The following is a 15,645-nucleotide window of genomic DNA, read 5'->3' as shown; positions in this document are numbered from 1 at the left end:
CGCTCAGCGCGCGTGGGCGGCGCGGATCACGCGCTGGTAGTCACGGATCGTGGCGGCGTAGCCCAGCTCCAGGGCGTCGGCGATCAGCGCGTGGCCGATCGACACCTCCAGCACGCCGGGCACCTCGCGCAGAAACGCGCCCAGGTTGTCGCGGTTGAGGTCGTGGCCGGCGTTGACACCCAGGCCGGCGGCCAGTGCCGCCTGTGCGGTGGCGGCGAACTGCGCGCGCACCGCGGCCTCCTGCGGCGTGCCGCAGGCGCTGGCGTAGCTTTCGGTGTAGAGCTCCACCCGGTCGGCGCCCACCGCACGCGCATGGGCCATGGCCTCGGGCTGCGGATCCATGAACAGGCTCACGCGCACGCCCAGGGCGTGGCATTCGTCGATCAGCGGGCGCAGCGTGTCGGCGTCGGCCGGCAGGTTCCAGCCGTGGTCGGAGGTGAACTGGCCCACGCTGTCAGGCACGAAGGTGGCCTGATGCGGCCGCACACTGCGGATGAAGTCCATCAGGTTGTGCAGCGGGTTGCCTTCGATGTTGTACTCGATCTGCGGCCAGTCGCGGCGCAGCAGTGCCGCCAGCTCGTGGACGTCGCTGCCGCGGATGTGGCGCTCGTCCTGGCGCGGGTGGACGGTGATGCCGTCGGCGCCGGCCTGCAGCACCAGCTCGGCGGCGCGCAGCACGCTGGGAATGCCCAGGTGGCGGGTGTTGCGCAGCAGCGCGACCTTGTTCAGGTTGACCGACAGGGCAGTGCCGCTGTCGGCGGCGACGAGAGGATTCATGGGACGGCGTCTTCCGGGGCGGTGGCCGCGCTGTCGGGCCGCAGGGCGAATTGCTGGGAGGCCAGCATCACCTCGCGGGTGCGCAGCCGGGTTGAGCCCAGATGGTAGTGCAGCCACTGGCGCAGGGTCAGCTTGAGCGCCGGCAGCGCCTGCGCTGCCGCAGCCTGCAAGGCCGGCAGGTCGCCCTGGTCCAGTGCGTCCTGCATCGCGCTCAGTGTGCGGCCGCTGATCGGCGCGTCGCCATGGGCATAGGGCAGCACGCCCAGCTCGGGGCGCAGCATGTACAGCGCCTCCTCATCCAGGCGCTGGTCACGGGTGCCGGTGCGGTCGAGCTGCGGCAGCAGGCCCAGCTCGCGCAGCAGCACCACCTCGAAGGCGCGCAGCGCGGCCGGGGTCAGCGTGGGGTCGGCCAGCGACAGCGCCGGCAGCGTGTGGGCATAGGCGTCGAACAGCACCGGGTGGGCGTCACCCCTTGGCAGCAGCTTGATCAGCAGCTCGTTCAGGTAGAAGCCGCTGAACAGCGCGGCACCCTGCAGCATCGGCGCGCCACCGGCCCATTCGGCACTGCGCAGCGTGAAGATGTCCACGGGCTCGTCGCCCTTGGGCTGGCTCAGCAGCGCCATCAGGCGCTGGAAGGGCAGCAGCACCGGGCGCAGCTGCGAATACGGCCGCTTGGCGCCCTTGGCGGCCACGGTGACCCGGCCGCGCTCGCGGGTGAACAGGTCCAGGATCAGGCTGGTTTCGCTCCAGTCGTAGCGGTGCAGCACGAAGGCCGGCGTGGGCGCCGAGCGCGGCTTCATTCGTAACCGTAGGAGCGCAGGTGTTCCTCGCTGTCGGCCCAGCCTGAGCGCACCTTGACCCACAGCTCCAGGAAGACATGCGCCTCCATCAGGTGCTCCATCTCCTGGCGCGCCTCCGAGCCGATGCGCTTAAGCCGCTCGCCACCCGCACCGATGATCATGCCCTTGTGGGCATCGCGCTCGACGATGATGCTGGCGCCGATGCGCCGCTTGGCCCCGCCCTCTTCCTCCAGCCACTGGTCGATCACCACGGTGGAGGTGTAGGGCAGCTCGTCGCCGGTCAGGCGGAAGAGCTTCTCGCGGATGATTTCGCTGGCGAGGAATTTTTCGCTGCGGTCGGTCAGCATGTCCTCGTCGTAGTACCAGTCCTGCTCGGGCAGGTAGGGCTCGAGGATGCCGAAGAGGCGATCGACATCGGCCTTCTTCTGGGCCGACATCGGCACGAACTCGGCGAAGGCGTGGCGCTCCTGCATGCTCTTGAGCCAGGGCAGCAGGTCGGCGCGGCGCTTGACTTCATCCAGCTTGTTGGCCAGCAGCACACAGGGCTTGCCTTCGGGCACCAGCGACAGCACCTTGGCATCGTCCATGCCGAAGCGGCCGGCCTCGACCAGGAACAGCACCACATCGACATCGGCCAGCGTGGACTGCACCGTGCGGTTGAGGGTGCGGTTCAGCGCGGTGGCGTGCTTCATCTGGAAGCCGGGCGTGTCAACGAACACGAACTGGGCCGCGCCCACGGTGCGCACCCCGGTGATGCGGTGGCGCGTGGTCTGCGCCTTCTTGGAGGTGATGCTGATCTTCTGGCCGACCAGCGCATTCATCAGCGTGGACTTGCCCACGTTGGGTCGGCCGATGATGGCGATCAGGCCGCAGCGCTGCGCGGTATCAGGGTGGTCGGACATGGGCATCAGCCTTGGGCGAGCAGCAGCTCGAGCATCTGGCGGGCCGCTTCCTGCTCGGCGGCGCGGCGCGAACGGCCCTCGCCCACCGCGCGTCGGCCCAGGGCCGGGACCAGGCACTCGACCTCGAAGATCTGGGCATGGGCCTGGCCGCGGGTGGCGGCAATGCGGTAATCAGGCACCGGATGGCGCCGCGCCTGCAGCCACTCCTGCAGCTCGGTCTTGGCATCCTTGCGCCAGGCGTCGACGCTGGTGTCCAGGATCAGCTCGCCAAACAGCGACGCCACCAGGGCGCGGGCGGCGTCGAAGCCACCGTCCAGGTACACCGCACCAATCACCGCCTCGGCCGCATCGGCCAGGATCGACGGCCGCTGGGCACCGCCGCCGCGGGCCTCGCCCTCGGACAGGCGAAGCACCTGTGGCAGGCCCAGTTGCAACGCGGCGCGGTGCAGGCTGTCTTCGCGCACCAGGTGGGCGCGCACCCGGGTGAGGTCGCCCTCGGCCGACTCACCAAAGCGCTCGAACAGCAGGTGCGACACCGTCAGGTTCAGCACCGCATCGCCCAGAAACTCCAGGCGCTCGTTGTGGCCGCTGCCGAAGCTGCGGTGCGTCAACGCGCGCTGCAGCAGGGCCGGATCCCTGAAGCGATAGTCCAGCCGCTGCTGCAACTGTTCAAGGCGTGAGTCCATGCCGGTGTCGCGCGGGCGCGTGGAGCCGCTCACCTCGTGTGGCTGCCCTGGTACTTGATCAGCAGAAAGACCGGCTCGATCACCGGCACCTCGCGCTCGTAGGCGTAGCTCACGGTGGTGCGGTCACCCTGCTGGGTGACCTCGAGGTCGGAGCCGGAGATGGACGAGATCGAGTACTCGATGTCCTTCTGGCGATCGAAGGCGGTGCGGATCGCCGGCACCGAACCCGGGTTCTCGTCGAGCACCTTCCTGACGGCCTTCTCGATCGTCAGGTACTCGTTGATCGTGGGCAGCACGCGCACCGCCACCAGACCGATGAACGCGACCAGGATGGCCAGGAACAGCATCCCGAACAGGCCCATGCCCTGGTGGCCGAAACGGCGGGAATATCGCATCGCATCAAACTCCTGCAGTGAGCTCAGCGGAAGGCGCCAATGCGCCCCAGGCTGGAGAAGTTCATCCAGACAAAGAAGGCCCGGCCGACGATGTTCTCGTCAGGCACGAAGCCCCAGTAGCGCGAATCCTCGGAGTTGTCCCGGTTGTCGCCCATCATGAAATAGTGGCCCGGCGGCACCTTGCAGACGAAGCCCTCGGCACTGTAGCGGCACTGGTCCTTGCCGGGGAAGTCGCGCACCTGCATCGGGTTGAAAGGCAGCACCTGCTTGTAGCGCTGGATGCGGTGCTCGACCTCACCCAGCTTCTCGGTGAAGCGGGCCATGTAGCGCATGGCCTCGTCGTCATAGGCGTCGGCCCCGGCGGCGGTGGGCACCGGCTGGCCGTTGACGCGCAGCTCGGCGTTCAGGTAGGAGATCTCGTCGCCCGGCACGCCCACCACCCGCTTGATGAAGTCGATGCGGGTGTCCACCGGGTAGCGGAAGACCATCACGTCGCCGCGCTGCGGGTCGTTGTTGGCGATGATCTTCTTGTTGATCACCGGCAGACGCACGCCGTAGTGGAACTTGTTCACCAGGATCAGGTCGCCCACCACCAGCGTGGGAATCATCGAGCCGGACGGGATCTTGAAGGGCTCGAAGAGGAAGGAGCGCAGCACGAAGACCACCAGGATCACCGGGAACAGGCCCGCGGTCCAGTCCAGCCACCAGGGCTGGGCCAGCAGCTTGGCGCGGGCCTCGTCGAGGTTGCCGTCGACCTTCTCGATGCCCAGGCGGGTCAGTTCGGCGCGGCGCGCGCTGTCCTGGCTTTCGAGTTGGCGCACCGCGGCTTCACGTGCCGGCTTGAAGCGCAGCCGCTCGGCCAGCCAGTAGACGCAGGTGACCAGGGTCAGCACGAACAGCAGCAGCGCGAAGTTGCCGTGCCAGGCGTCGAAGTACCAGCCCGCCAGGTAGGCGGCCAGCAGGGTGAACAGCGCAGCGGTGAGTTGGCTCATGAAGGGCAGTGTCGGGGCGGTCAGTCGTCCACCTGGAGGATCGCGAGAAAGGCTTCCTGGGGCACCTCGACCGAGCCGATCTGCTTCATCCGCTTCTTGCCGGCCTTCTGCTTCTCGAGGAGCTTGCGCTTGCGGGTGATGTCGCCGCCGTAGCATTTTGCCAGCACGTTCTTGCGCAGCGCCTTGATGTTCTCGCGGGCGATGATGTTGGCGCCGATGGCGGCCTGGATGGCCACGTCGTACATCTGGCGCGGGATCTGCTCGCGCATCTTGGCGGCCACGGCGCGGCCGCGGTACTGGCTCTGGCTGCGGTGGACGATCATGGCCAGCGGGTCCACGCGGTCGCCGTTGATCATGATGTCGACCTTGACCACATCGGCCGAGCGGTACTCCTTGAACTCATAGTCCATCGAGGCATAGCCGCGCGAGACGCTCTTGAGCTTGTCGAAGAAGTCCAGCACGATCTCGGCCAGCGGCAGTTCATAGGTCAGCATGACCTGCTTGCCGTGGTAGGCCATGTTGAGCTGCACGCCGCGCTTCTGGTTGGCCAGGGTCATCACCACGCCCACATAGTCCTGCGGCATGTACAGGTGGACGGTGACGATGGGTTCGCGGATTTCGCGGATGCGGCCCTGGTCGGGCATCTTGCTGGGGTTCTCGACCTGCAGCACGGTGCCGTCGTTGAGCTCGACCTCGTAGACCACGCTGGGCGCGGTGGTCACCAGGTCCTGGTCGAACTCGCGCTCCAGGCGTTCCTGCACGATCTCCATGTGCAGCAGGCCCAGGAAGCCGCAACGGAAGCCGAAGCCCAGTGCCTGCGAGACCTCGGGCTCGTAGCGCAAGGAACTGTCGTTGAGCTTGAGCTTTTCCAGCGCGTCTCGCAGCTGGTCGTACTCGGAGGCCTCGGTCGGGTACAGGCCGGCGAAGACCTGCGGCTGGATCTCCTTGAAGCCAGGCAGCGCCTCGGTGGCCGGACCGGCGTTGTTGGGCAGCTTCTTCTCGATGGTGACGGTGTCGCCCACCTTGGCCGCCGCCAGTTCCTTGATGCCGCAGATCAGAAAGCCCACCTCACCGGCGCGCAGCACGTCGCGGTTCTCGCTCTTGGGCGTGAACACGCCCAGGTGCTCGATCGGATAGACGGTGTTGGTGGCCATCAGGCGGATGCGCTCGCCCTTGGCCAGTTGGCCGTCGACCATGCGCACCAGCATCACCACACCCACGTAGTTGTCGAACCAGGCGTCGATGATCATCGCGCGCGGCGCACCCTCGGGGTTGCCGCGCGGTGCTGGCATGCGGGTGATGACGGCCTCGAGGATCTCATCGATGCCCATGCCGGTCTTGGCCGAGCAGGGGATGGCGTCGGTGGCGTCGATGCCGATGACGTCTTCGATCTCGGCCTTGGCGTTGTCGGGGTCCGCCGACGGCAGGTCCATCTTGTTGAGCACCGGCACCACTTCGACACCCAGGTCGAGCGCGGTGTAGCAATTGGCCACGGTCTGTGCCTCGACGCCCTGCGAGGCATCGACCACCAGCAGCGCACCCTCGCAGGCCGACAGCGAGCGGCTCACCTCATAGGAGAAGTCGACGTGCCCGGGCGTGTCGATCAGGTTGAGGTTGTAGACCTTGCCGTCGCGCGCTGTGTAGCGCAGCGCCGCGGTCTGCGCCTTGATCGTGATGCCGCGCTCGCGCTCGATGTCCATCGAGTCGAGCACCTGCGCTTCCATCTCGCGATCGGACAGCCCGCCACAGCGCTGGATGATGCGGTCGGCCAGCGTGCTCTTGCCGTGGTCGATGTGGGCAATGATCGAGAAGTTGCGGATGTGGTCCATGGGGAGATCTGGGCGCCTGCAGCGGTCACCGCCTGCGGTGGTGACGCGGGTCCGTCGGAGGCGTCGGACGCCCCGTCAGGCGGGTGTCCGGGAGGAGCTAAAAAAAAGGCACGTCCAAGGTGAGACGCGCCTTCCAACAAAACGTATGGCAACTGCTTGTTGGGCCTTCATTGTAGCCAAAAGGCCCCCGCTGCAAGCCGCGAATTTGTTCGCCCAGGCGTCGTTGCAGGTCGCCAACAGCGAATTTATCCACAGCTTATTCACATTGCCCAGGTGCCGCGCGATCGCAGCGTGACTGACCGCAGGCTATTGCGAAACAAGCGCCTAAACGGCGTCAAAACAGGCACTATTGTAGCGCCAGGCAATGTCAATGCGGGCACGTGGAAATGTTGGCGAACACTCACTCTTGGAATGAAAGGCCGGACGCAGAGACCGGGCATCCCGCCAAGTGAAAAGACCCATGTTTCCACTTGGATGATGCCCGCCGGTGGCGCAGGCCGCTGTCGCGGCCCGCGCGGCCATCACTTGGTGGGACGAATCACGTAGTAGCTGACCCAGTCGCCACGCCGCGCCAGCACCGACACCGGCTTGTTCTTGTCGAGCTTGGCGACCAGCGCGGTGAACTGCCTGGCATCGGTGATGTCGGCGTTGTCGATCTGCAGCAGGACATCGCCCTCGCGCAGGCCGGCGCGCGCCGCGGCGCCGTCAACCGACTCGACCTTCACGCCGCCCTTGATCTTGAGTTCCTTGCGGGCGGCCTCGTTCAGGTCGCTGACCGTCAGGCCCAGCGCCGACTTGACCGGCGACGAGGCCGGCTCGGCCGGCGCCTTGCCGGTCTTGGTGTCGGGCTCCAGCTCGGCCACGGTGACCACCAGCTCCTTGGCCGTGCCGCGGCGGAACACCGTGATCGGCAGCTTGGTGCCCGGCTTGGTGCCGCCGATGATGCGCGGCAGGTCCACCGAGCGCTCGACCGGCTTGCCGTCAACCTTGGTGATGATGTCACCGGCCTCGACGCCGGCCTTCTCGGCCGGCGTGCCGGGCTCGACGCCTTGCACCAGCGCGCCCTGGTTCTTGCCCAGGCCCAGCGATTCGGCCACGTCCTTGCTGACCGGCGCGATGCGCACGCCAATGCGGCCGCGGACGACCCGGCCGTTGCTGCGCAGCTGGTCGGCCACGCGCATCGCCTCGTCGATGGGGATGGCGAACGAGATGCCGGCATACCCGCCCGAAGGACTGTAGATCTGCGAGTTGATGCCCACCACCTCGCCGCGCATGTTCAGCAGCGGCCCGCCGGAGTTGCCGGGGTTGATGGCCACATCCGTCTGGATGAAGGGCAGGTAGTCGCCGGTGTCGCGCTGCTTGGCGCTGACGATGCCGGCGGTCACGGTGTTCTCCAGGTTGAAGGGTGAGCCGATGGCCATCACCCACTCACCGACCTTCAGGCGGCTGACGTCGCCGATCTTCACCGCCGGCAGACCGGTGGCCTCGATCTTGACCACCGCCACGTCAGTGCGGGCGTCGGCGCCGATCAGCTTGGCCTTGAACTCGCGCTTGTCGGTGAGGGTGACGATCAGCTCGTCGGCGCCATCGACCACATGGGCATTGGTCATGACCAGGCCGTCGGCGGTGAGGATGAAGCCCGAGCCGACACCGCGGCGCTGCGGCGCGTCGTCGTCGTTGCCACGCGGCGTGCGGCCGTTGGGCATCGGGATGCCGAAGCGGCGGAGGAACTCCTCCATGCCGGGGTCAAGCTGCTGCGAACCGCGGTTGCCGATCTTGGCCTTCTCGCTGGTGCGGATGTTGACCACCGACGGACTGGTCTGCTCGACCAGTTCGGTGAAATCAGGGCCCGGGCGGACCTGTGCGGACACCTCGGGCGCGACAACCGCCAGCGCGGCGGCGCACAGCAGCGCGGCGGCCGACAGCGTACGGCGCACGCGCGGCAGGGGCGAGGCGATGGACATCGTCGACATCAGAACTCCTTGAACATCATCGGTGTGGGCAGATCCGGCAGGATCGGCAGGCGGTACGACAGGCCGTGTCAGCGACGCCGCACGAGCGCCTCGCCAAAGCGCTGCAAGGTCTCGGCGGGCACGTCGCCAACCAGGGTGATCCAGTAGGCGTCGCGGCGCAGGGTCAGGGTGCTGGTGGCACCCACCGGCGCGCTGGCACGGGCTTGGTGTCGCTCGGGCTGAAAAGGTTCGATGAAGACCGACACATGCGTCAGGCCGTCGCCATAAATGGCCTGCAGCACCACCGGGGCGTTGGGCTCGCTGGCCGGGCCCAGCACGCGGCGCACGCAATGCAGCTCACGGAAACCCGCAGGCAGCGCGCCCAACTGCCAGCCTTCGGACTCCAGACGCACCGGCAGCGCGGTGGCCTTGGCCACCCGGTAGTTGTCGAGTTGGCGCAGCGGCGCCTGCAACTGGTCGATCTGGGGGCGCACGCCCAGCGCCAGCTCGGTGAAGCCCACGGACTCAAGCACCTGACCAGCGGGCGACAGGATTTCGGCCCGCAGCAGCAGGCCGCTGCCCAGTTCGGACCACAGGCGCTGGCTGAAGCGCAAGGGGTCGCGGGCGCGCATCAGCACGACCTCGGCATCCAGGCCGGCCACTCGGTCGCGGCCGATGCGGCGCCACTCGTAGGATTCCAGTACCTGCCGCGCCCCGGTGGCGAAGACGGCAGGGAAGGCGCTGCGGGCGTCGCGGCTCTCCACCACCGCCAGGCGCGAGCGCGGCCACAGCGTGTGCTGGACCTCGTTGAGGCGGATCATCAGGCGGCTCTCGCCGTCGAGCCAGTCGATGCGCTCGGCCTGCACACTGCCATCGGCGTAATGCACCAGGCGCGAGGCGCTGGACAGGCCATTCACGCTGACCACCAGTGTGCCCCGGTAGTTGCGCCGGGCCGCCGCATCCTGGCTGCGGCTCACCCAGGCGCGCGCATCATGTGGCGCGTCCGGCTCAGGCGGCCAGGCCGGTTGGGCCCAGGCCAGGCCGGAGGCCAGGCACGGTCCGATGACGGCCAGGCACAGCTGGCGGCGGGGACGCAACGACGACATCGGCGACGACCGCTCAGCGCGCCGGGGCCACGACCTGGCGAACACCGTCCTCGGGGCTCAGCGCCACCGTGGCGCCGCGTGAGCGCAGGCGGTGCTCTTCCAGGTAGCGGTCGAGCAGCGGGTCGCGCAGCAGCACGTCGCTGCCTGCCGGGCCGGCCGCGGCCACGCCGCGGGGCGCGGCGGGTGAGGTCTGCGACACCTGCTGCACGCCCGCACCCGTCTGGGCCAACTGGGTGCCGGCACCGGTGGCCTCGGGCGCACCCGGGCGCATCATCACCGCCACGCCAACCACGGTCATCACGCCAGCCGCCATGGCCATGGGAGCACTCAGCCGGCGCCAGGTGCGCACCGCCGCGCGCGAAGCTGCGGGACGCGCCTCGGGCGCACGCGCCAGCACCACCGGCTCCTGGGCCAGGCGCTGCTGGAAGCGCGCCAGGAAGGCGGCGTCGTGATCGGCGCCACGTGGGCACAGATCGTCCGAGCGCAAGACATCGCCGATCACCGCATAGGCATGCCAGCGCTGACGGGCCTGGGGGGCGTCGTCGCGCCAGGCTTGCAGCGCGGCGTCGAGCTCGGGGCCCCGGGCTTCGCCATCGCACAGCGCGGACAGGCGCTGCGCCAAGGACTCACCGGCATCGGTCTGGACTTGCGGCTTCATCGACTTCCACCTTCCACTTCTTGCGGTCCATTCACCAGCGTTCGCCGTCGCGCGTGTCAAGCAGCGGCCGCAGGCGCTCGGCGATCGCCTCTCGCGCACGGAAGATGCGTGAGCGAACGGTGCCGATCGGACAGTTCATCACTTCGGATATCTCTTCGTAGCTCAAACCTTCGATCTCGCGCAGCGTGATCGCCTGGCGCAGATCCTCAGACAGCGATTCGATCGCCGCGTTCACCGTGGCGGCAATCTCCTTGCTGGCCAGCAGGGCATCGGGCGTGGCCATGTCTGTTGGTTCCACCTGGCGCCCGGAAGTTTCCTCCTCATCGACCGGGGCCAGCGCCGATTCGGTCACGATCGGGTCGCGTTTGAGCTCCAGCAGGGCCTTCTTGGCCGTGTTGACGGCGATCCGGTAGAGCCAGGTGTAGAAGGCGCTCTCGCCGCGGAACTGCGGCAGTGCGCGGTAGGCCCGGATGAAGGTCTCCTGGGCGATGTCCTCGACCAGGTCGGTGTCGCGCACCATGCGGGCAATCAGGCGCTCGATCCGACGCTGGTATTTGACGACCAGCATCTCGAAAGCCCGGGTATCCCCTCGTTTGACCCGGTCGACCAGGGCGGCATCGGCGTCCGCCTGTTCGGCACTCACACCAACGGTCCCTCCGCCGGGGCCGCGGTCTGGCGCAGGGCCACCCGCAGCGGATGCCAGGCGCTGCCCTGGCTGGAGCGGGCGACAGGCAGCCAGACGCGGCGGCGTCGGCGGCCGTCGGTGGGCTCGGACTCCCAGCGCAGCAGCATGGCGTCACCAACGTCGATCACGGTGTCGACCTGCCCGGGTTCACCCTCGGTCTCGCGCACCTGCCAGTGGCCCGGCAGGGTGCAGCGCCATTCGGTGCCGGTCCAGCGCAGCTGGGCCGGGTGCTGACGGGCATGCCACAGGGCAGTGACGGCGGCGGTCAGCACACCCAGGCCGCCAAATCCGACCAGCAGCCAGGTGCCCAGCGGGCCGTCCAGACCGGGCAGGCCGTCGGCCTGAATGTGCCAGACGAGCGTGCCGGCCCACGCCAGCGCAGCCATCGCCCACAGCAGCCACGCCGCGATCCACCAGCCACCCCGCAGGTCGGCCTGGATCTCGATCGTGGGGGCGGCGCGCATTGTCAGTGGTGGGCCCCGGGCTGCGGTGCTCGGCTCAGATCCGGCCGAACACCAAGGTGCCGTTGGTGCCGCCGAAGCCGAAGTTGTTCTTCACGGCCAGATCGATCTTCATGTCGCGCGCGGTGTTGGCGCAGTAATCCAGGTCGCATTCAGGATCCTGGTTGAAGATGTTGATCGTCGGCGGCGAGATCTGGTGGTGCAGCGCCAGGATCGTGAAGACCGACTCCACGCCGCCCGCCCCGCCCAGCAGGTGGCCGGTCATGGACTTGGTGGAGTTGACGACCAGCTGCTTGGCGTGGTCCCCAAAGGCCAGCTTGATCGCGTTGGTCTCGTTGAGGTCACCCAGCGGCGTGGACGTGCCGTGGGCGTTGAGGTACTGCACCTGGTCGGCGTTGATGCCGGCATTGCGCAGCGCCGCCTTCATCGAGCGCTTGGGGCCATCGACGTTGGGCGCGGTCATGTGGTACGCATCGGCGCCCATGCCGAAGCCGCGCAGTTCGGCGTAGATCTTGGCGCCGCGCTTCTTGGCGTGTTCGTACTCTTCGAGCACGATGACCCCGGCGCCCTCGCCCAGCACGAAGCCGTCGCGGTCCTTGTCCCAGGGGCGGGAGGCGGTCTCGGGCGACTCGTTGCGGGTGGACAGCGCGCGCGCCGCGGCAAAGCCGCCGACGCCCAGCATCGACACCGTCGCCTCGGAGCCACCGGCCACCATCACGTCGGCGTCGCCGTATTCGATCATGCGGCCGGCCTCACCAATGCAGTGCAGGCCGGTGGTGCAGGCGGTGACCACGGCCAGGTTGGGGCCGGTGAAACCGAAGCGGATCGAGACATGGCCGCTGATCATGTTGATGATCGAGGCGGGCACGAAAAACGGCGAGATGCGGCGCGGGCCGCGCTCGACCACCGTGCGGGTGGTGGCTTCAATCTCCGGCAGGCCGCCGATGCCCGAACCGATCATGCAGCCGATGCGCTCGGCCGTCTCCTCGGTGAGGGCGTCGTTGGTGGGCAGGCCGGCATCCTGCACGGCCTGGATCGCGGCGGCCATGCCGTAGTGGATGAAGCTGTCCATCGCCTTGGCTTCCTTGCCGGGGATGTAGTCCTCGACCTTGAAGCCCTTGACCTCGCCCGCGAACTGGCAGGTGATGCCAGAGGCGTCGAACTTGGTGATGGGGGCGATGCCCGGGCGGCCGGCGATCAGGTTCGCCCAGCCTTCGGTGACGGTGTTACCGATCGGGCTGATCAGCCCAAGACCGGTCACGACGACGCGACGACGAGTCATGCGTTCTTCACTTCGTAGTCAGTTCGGGCGCTCGGGTCAGGGCGCGCCCGAGCGACGCAGGCCGCTCAGGCCTTGGCGTGGTTCTTGGCGTAGTCGATCGCCAGCTGCACGGTGGTGATCTTCTCGGCTTCTTCGTCCGGGATCTCGATGCCGAACTCGTCTTCGAGGGCCATCACCAGCTCGACGGTGTCCAGCGAGTCGGCGCCGAGATCGGCGACGAAGGCCTTCTCGTTGCTGACATCGGTTTCGGGAACGCCCAGTTGTTCGGCAATGATCTTCTTGACGCGTGCTTCGATATCGCTCATGACTCCTCCAGGAGGTTGGTGCAAAACGGCCCGGATTCTACCCGGGGAGAGGGTGGGACCCGCCTGCGGGTTTCAGCCCATGAACATGCCGCCGTTGACGTGCATTTCAGTGCCGGTGATATAGCCGGCCTCGGGCGAGGCCAGGAAGGCCACGGCATGGGCAATTTCTTCGGGCTGGCCCAGGCGTTGTAGCGGGATCTGTGCCAGCAGCGCGGCCTTCTGGGCCTCGGGCAGTTCACCAGTCATGTCGGTGGCGATGAAGCCCGGCGCGACGCAGTTGACGGTGATGCCACGGCTGCCCAGTTCGCGCGCCAGCGCGCGCGTCATGCCGGCCACGCCGGCCTTGGCGGCGGCGTAATTGGCCTGGCCCGGGTTGCCGGAGGCGCCCACCACCGAGGTGATGTTGATGATGCGGCCATAGCGCTGTTTCATCATCGGGCGCACCACGGCGCGGGCGAGCCGGAACACCGCCTTCAGGTTGGTGTCCAGGACAGCGTCCCAGTCGTCATCCTTCATGCGCATCGCCAGCGTGTCGCGGGTGATGCCGGCGTTGTTGACCAGGACCTGCAGCGCGCCGTGCTCCTTGACCAGGGCGTCGACCAGGGCCTCGGAGGCGGCGGCATCGTTGACGTCCAGCTTGACGCCGCGGCCGCCCTGGGCGGCCAGCGCCTCGGTGATGCCGGCGGCGCCAGCCTCACTGGTGGCGGTGCCAACGACGATGAAGCCCTTGGCGGCCAGCGTGGCGGCGATCGAGCGGCCGATGCCGCGCGAGGCGCCGGTGACCAGGGCCACCTGGCGCGAAGTGGTGTCGCTCATGTTCGGGAAAGCTCCTGCAGTTCAGCCCAGCAGCGCGCGGGCCTCGGCCAGCGAGGCCGGATCGAGGACGGTGGCACTGGCGGCCTCGGCATCGATGCGCTTGACCATGCCGGCCAGCACCTTGCCCGGGCCGCACTCAAGGATGGCGCCCACGCCGCGCGCGCGCAGCGCCTGCACCACCTCGACCCAGCGCACCGGGCCGAAGGCCTGGCGGTACAGCGCGTCGCGGATGGCGTCGGCATCCGACACCACGGCGACATCGATGTTGTTGACCACCGGAATCTGCGGCGCGGCCAGCGTGACCGCGGCCAGGTGGGCCTTCAGGCGCTCGGCGGCCGGCTTCATCAGGCTGGAGTGGAAAGGCGCCGACACCGCCAGCGGCAGCGCGCGCTTGGCGCCCTTGGCCTTGAGCACCTCGCAGGCCTTGTCGACACCGGCCTTGGTGCCGGCAATCACGGTCTGCTTGGGGTCGTTGAAGTTGGCGGCCTCGACCACCTCGCCGCTGGCGGCGGCGGCCTCGGCGCAGCCCTCGCGCACCGCCTGGGCCTCCAGGCCCAGGATCGCCGCCATCGCGCCCACGCCCACCGGCACGGCCTCCTGCATGGCCTGGGCGCGCAGGCGCACCAGCGGCAGCGCGTCAGACAGCGTCAGCACCCCCGCGGCCACCAGCGCGCTGTACTCGCCCAGCGAATGGCCCGCCACCGCCGCCGGTTGCAGGCCGGTCTCAGCCAGCCAGGCGCGGTAGCAGGCGATGCCGGCGGTCAACATCACCGGCTGGGTGTTGGCGGTCAGGTCCAGCTGCTCCTTCGGGCCCGTCTTGATCAGGGCGCCGATGTCCTCGTTCAGCGCGGCCGAGGCCTCGGCCAGCGTGGCGGTCACGGCGGGGTGGTCGCCCCAGGCGTCGAGCATGCCCACGGACTGCGAGCCCTGACCGGGAAAGACGAATGCGAATGCGGTGCTCATGACTTGTCTCTGATGTTCTGGGAGGGGGCGCGGGCCGGGCTCAGAGTTCGAGCAGCACGGCACCCCAGGTGAAGCCGCCACCCACGCCTTCGAGCAGCACGGTCTGGCCCTTCTTGACCTGGCCGCTGCGCACGCCGTGGTCCAGCGCCAGCGGGATCGACGCGGCCGAGGTGTTGCCGTGCTCGTGCACGGTCACCACCACGCGCTCGGTAGGCAGCTTCAGCTTGCGGGCGGTGCCCTGCATGATGCGGATGTTGGCCTGGTGGGGCACCAGCCAGTCGATGTCGGCGGGCGTGCGGCCGGCGGCCTCCAGGGCCTCGCGGGCGACTTCGTCCAGCACGCCCACGGCCAGCTTGAACACCGCCTGGCCGTCCATCTTCAGCAGCGGATCGCCCAGCACCTGGCCGCCGCTGACGGTGCCGGGCACCTGCAGAATCTCGCGGTGCTTGCCGTCGGCGTGCAGCTTGCAGGCCAACAGGCCGGTCTCGCTGGACGACTCCAGCACCACCGCGCCGGCGCCGTCGCCGAACAGCACGCAGGTGGTGCGGTCGTTGAAATCGAGGATGCGCGAGAACACCTCGGCACCAATCACCAGAGCGCAGTTGGCGGCGCCGGTGCGGATCATCGCGTCGGCCACGGTCAGCGCATAGACGAAGCCCGAGCACACCGCCTGCACGTCGAAGGCCGGGCAGCCGGCGATGCCCAGCTTGTGCTGAACGATGGTGGCGGTGGACGGAAACACCATGTCCGGCGTGGACGTGGCGACGATGATCAGGTCCACGTCCTCCGGCAGCCGGCCGGCAGCCTCCAGCGCGTGGCGCGCGGCGCTCACGCCCAGGTCGCTGGACGACTGGTCAGCGGCGGCGAAGTGGCGCGCGCGGATGCCGGTGCGCTCGACAATCCAGTCGTCGGAGGTTTCCAGACCGCGCTGGGCCAGCTCGGCGGCCAGCTCGGCGTTGGTGACGCGGCGGGTCGGCAGGCAGCTGCCGGTGCCGGTGATGCGGGCGTAGCGTTGCGTGTCCACGCGGTGATGTCA

The 15,645-nt window shown here is 68.5% G+C and carries 17 protein-coding genes; all 17 read right to left on the bottom strand.

Features of this window, described 5'->3' with window-relative positions:
- Positions 1–3 precede the first annotated feature (3 nt).
- The 17 genes from KAK06_RS05385 to KAK06_RS05305 all read right to left on the bottom strand — a co-directional run bounded on the left by KAK06_RS05385 (position 4) and on the right by KAK06_RS05305 (position 15,633).
- Positions 4–777, bottom strand: coding sequence for a pyridoxine 5'-phosphate synthase (locus tag KAK06_RS05385; RefSeq protein WP_210800894.1), 774 nt, complete (start codon positions 775–777; stop codon positions 4–6).
- Entirely contained in the window at positions 774–1,577 is an 804-nt protein-coding gene (gene recO / locus KAK06_RS05380) for a DNA repair protein RecO (protein ID WP_210800893.1), read from the bottom strand. Before recO ends, KAK06_RS05385 begins: the two co-directional genes overlap by 4 nt.
- The gene (era, locus tag KAK06_RS05375; protein ID WP_210800892.1) at positions 1,574–2,485 is read right to left on the bottom strand and encodes a GTPase Era; all 912 of its coding nucleotides are present in this window, start codon (positions 2,483–2,485) and stop codon (positions 1,574–1,576) included. The genes recO and era overlap by 4 nt, the downstream gene beginning before the upstream one ends.
- A complete protein-coding gene (gene rnc / locus KAK06_RS05370; protein ID WP_210800891.1) occupies positions 2,485–3,165 on the bottom strand; it encodes a ribonuclease III in 681 nt (226 codons plus the stop codon). The genes era and rnc overlap by 1 nt, the downstream gene beginning before the upstream one ends.
- Positions 3,166–3,194: 29 nt before the next feature.
- Positions 3,195–3,560: a DUF4845 domain-containing protein gene (locus tag KAK06_RS05365; protein ID WP_210800890.1), complete on the bottom strand. Its 366-nt coding sequence runs from the start codon at positions 3,558–3,560 to the stop codon at positions 3,195–3,197.
- Positions 3,561–3,583: 23 nt separating this feature from the next.
- Entirely contained in the window at positions 3,584–4,552 is a 969-nt protein-coding gene (gene lepB / locus KAK06_RS05360) for a signal peptidase I (protein WP_210800889.1), read from the bottom strand.
- 20 nt (positions 4,553–4,572) lie between these two features.
- Positions 4,573–6,381, bottom strand: a complete 1,809-nt coding sequence (lepA, locus tag KAK06_RS05355) for a translation elongation factor 4 (RefSeq protein WP_210800888.1) — start codon at positions 6,379–6,381, stop codon at positions 4,573–4,575.
- A gap of 521 nt (positions 6,382–6,902) precedes the next feature.
- Entirely contained in the window at positions 6,903–8,354 is a 1,452-nt protein-coding gene (locus KAK06_RS05350; RefSeq protein ID WP_310741043.1) for a DegQ family serine endoprotease, read from the bottom strand.
- A 68-nt stretch (positions 8,355–8,422) separates the two neighbouring features.
- Positions 8,423–9,439: a MucB/RseB family sigma factor regulatory protein gene (locus KAK06_RS05345; protein ID WP_210800887.1), complete on the bottom strand. Its 1,017-nt coding sequence runs from the start codon at positions 9,437–9,439 to the stop codon at positions 8,423–8,425.
- A 13-nt stretch (positions 9,440–9,452) separates the two neighbouring features.
- A complete protein-coding gene (locus tag KAK06_RS05340; protein ID WP_210800886.1) occupies positions 9,453–10,097 on the bottom strand; it encodes a sigma-E factor negative regulatory protein in 645 nt (214 codons plus the stop codon).
- A 31-nt stretch (positions 10,098–10,128) separates the two neighbouring features.
- Positions 10,129–10,740, bottom strand: a complete 612-nt coding sequence (gene rpoE / locus KAK06_RS05335) for an RNA polymerase sigma factor RpoE (RefSeq protein WP_210800885.1) — start codon at positions 10,738–10,740, stop codon at positions 10,129–10,131.
- Complete coding sequence (locus tag KAK06_RS05330; RefSeq protein WP_210800884.1) at positions 10,737–11,246, bottom strand: hypothetical protein; 510 nt, start codon at positions 11,244–11,246, stop codon at positions 10,737–10,739. Before KAK06_RS05330 ends, rpoE begins: the two co-directional genes overlap by 4 nt.
- 34 nt (positions 11,247–11,280) lie before the next feature.
- Positions 11,281–12,525 carry a beta-ketoacyl-ACP synthase II gene (gene fabF, locus KAK06_RS05325; RefSeq protein WP_210800883.1) on the bottom strand — a complete coding sequence of 415 codons (1,245 nt, stop codon included), beginning with the start codon at positions 12,523–12,525 and terminating at the stop codon, positions 11,281–11,283.
- Positions 12,526–12,590: 65 nt separating this feature from the next.
- The gene (gene acpP, locus KAK06_RS05320) at positions 12,591–12,830 is read right to left on the bottom strand and encodes an acyl carrier protein (RefSeq protein ID WP_210800882.1); all 240 of its coding nucleotides are present in this window, start codon (positions 12,828–12,830) and stop codon (positions 12,591–12,593) included.
- 72 nt (positions 12,831–12,902) lie between these two features.
- Positions 12,903–13,646 carry a 3-oxoacyl-ACP reductase FabG gene (fabG, locus tag KAK06_RS05315; protein ID WP_210800881.1) on the bottom strand — a complete coding sequence of 248 codons (744 nt, stop codon included), beginning with the start codon at positions 13,644–13,646 and terminating at the stop codon, positions 12,903–12,905.
- Positions 13,647–13,667: 21 nt separating this feature from the next.
- Positions 13,668–14,609 carry an ACP S-malonyltransferase gene (fabD, locus tag KAK06_RS05310; RefSeq protein ID WP_210800880.1) on the bottom strand — a complete coding sequence of 314 codons (942 nt, stop codon included), beginning with the start codon at positions 14,607–14,609 and terminating at the stop codon, positions 13,668–13,670.
- Positions 14,610–14,649: 40 nt separating this feature from the next.
- Complete coding sequence (locus KAK06_RS05305) at positions 14,650–15,633, bottom strand: beta-ketoacyl-ACP synthase III (protein WP_210800879.1); 984 nt, start codon at positions 15,631–15,633, stop codon at positions 14,650–14,652.
- Between the last annotated feature and the right edge of the window lie 12 nt (positions 15,634–15,645).

Origin of the sequence: Ideonella aquatica, assembly GCF_018069755.1 — a bacterium.
In the GTDB taxonomy this organism is placed as follows: Bacteria; Pseudomonadota; Gammaproteobacteria; order Burkholderiales; family Burkholderiaceae_C; genus Ideonella; species Ideonella aquatica.
Note: the sequence above shows the minus strand (reverse complement) of the source record. Positions and strands in the feature narration are given on the sequence as shown.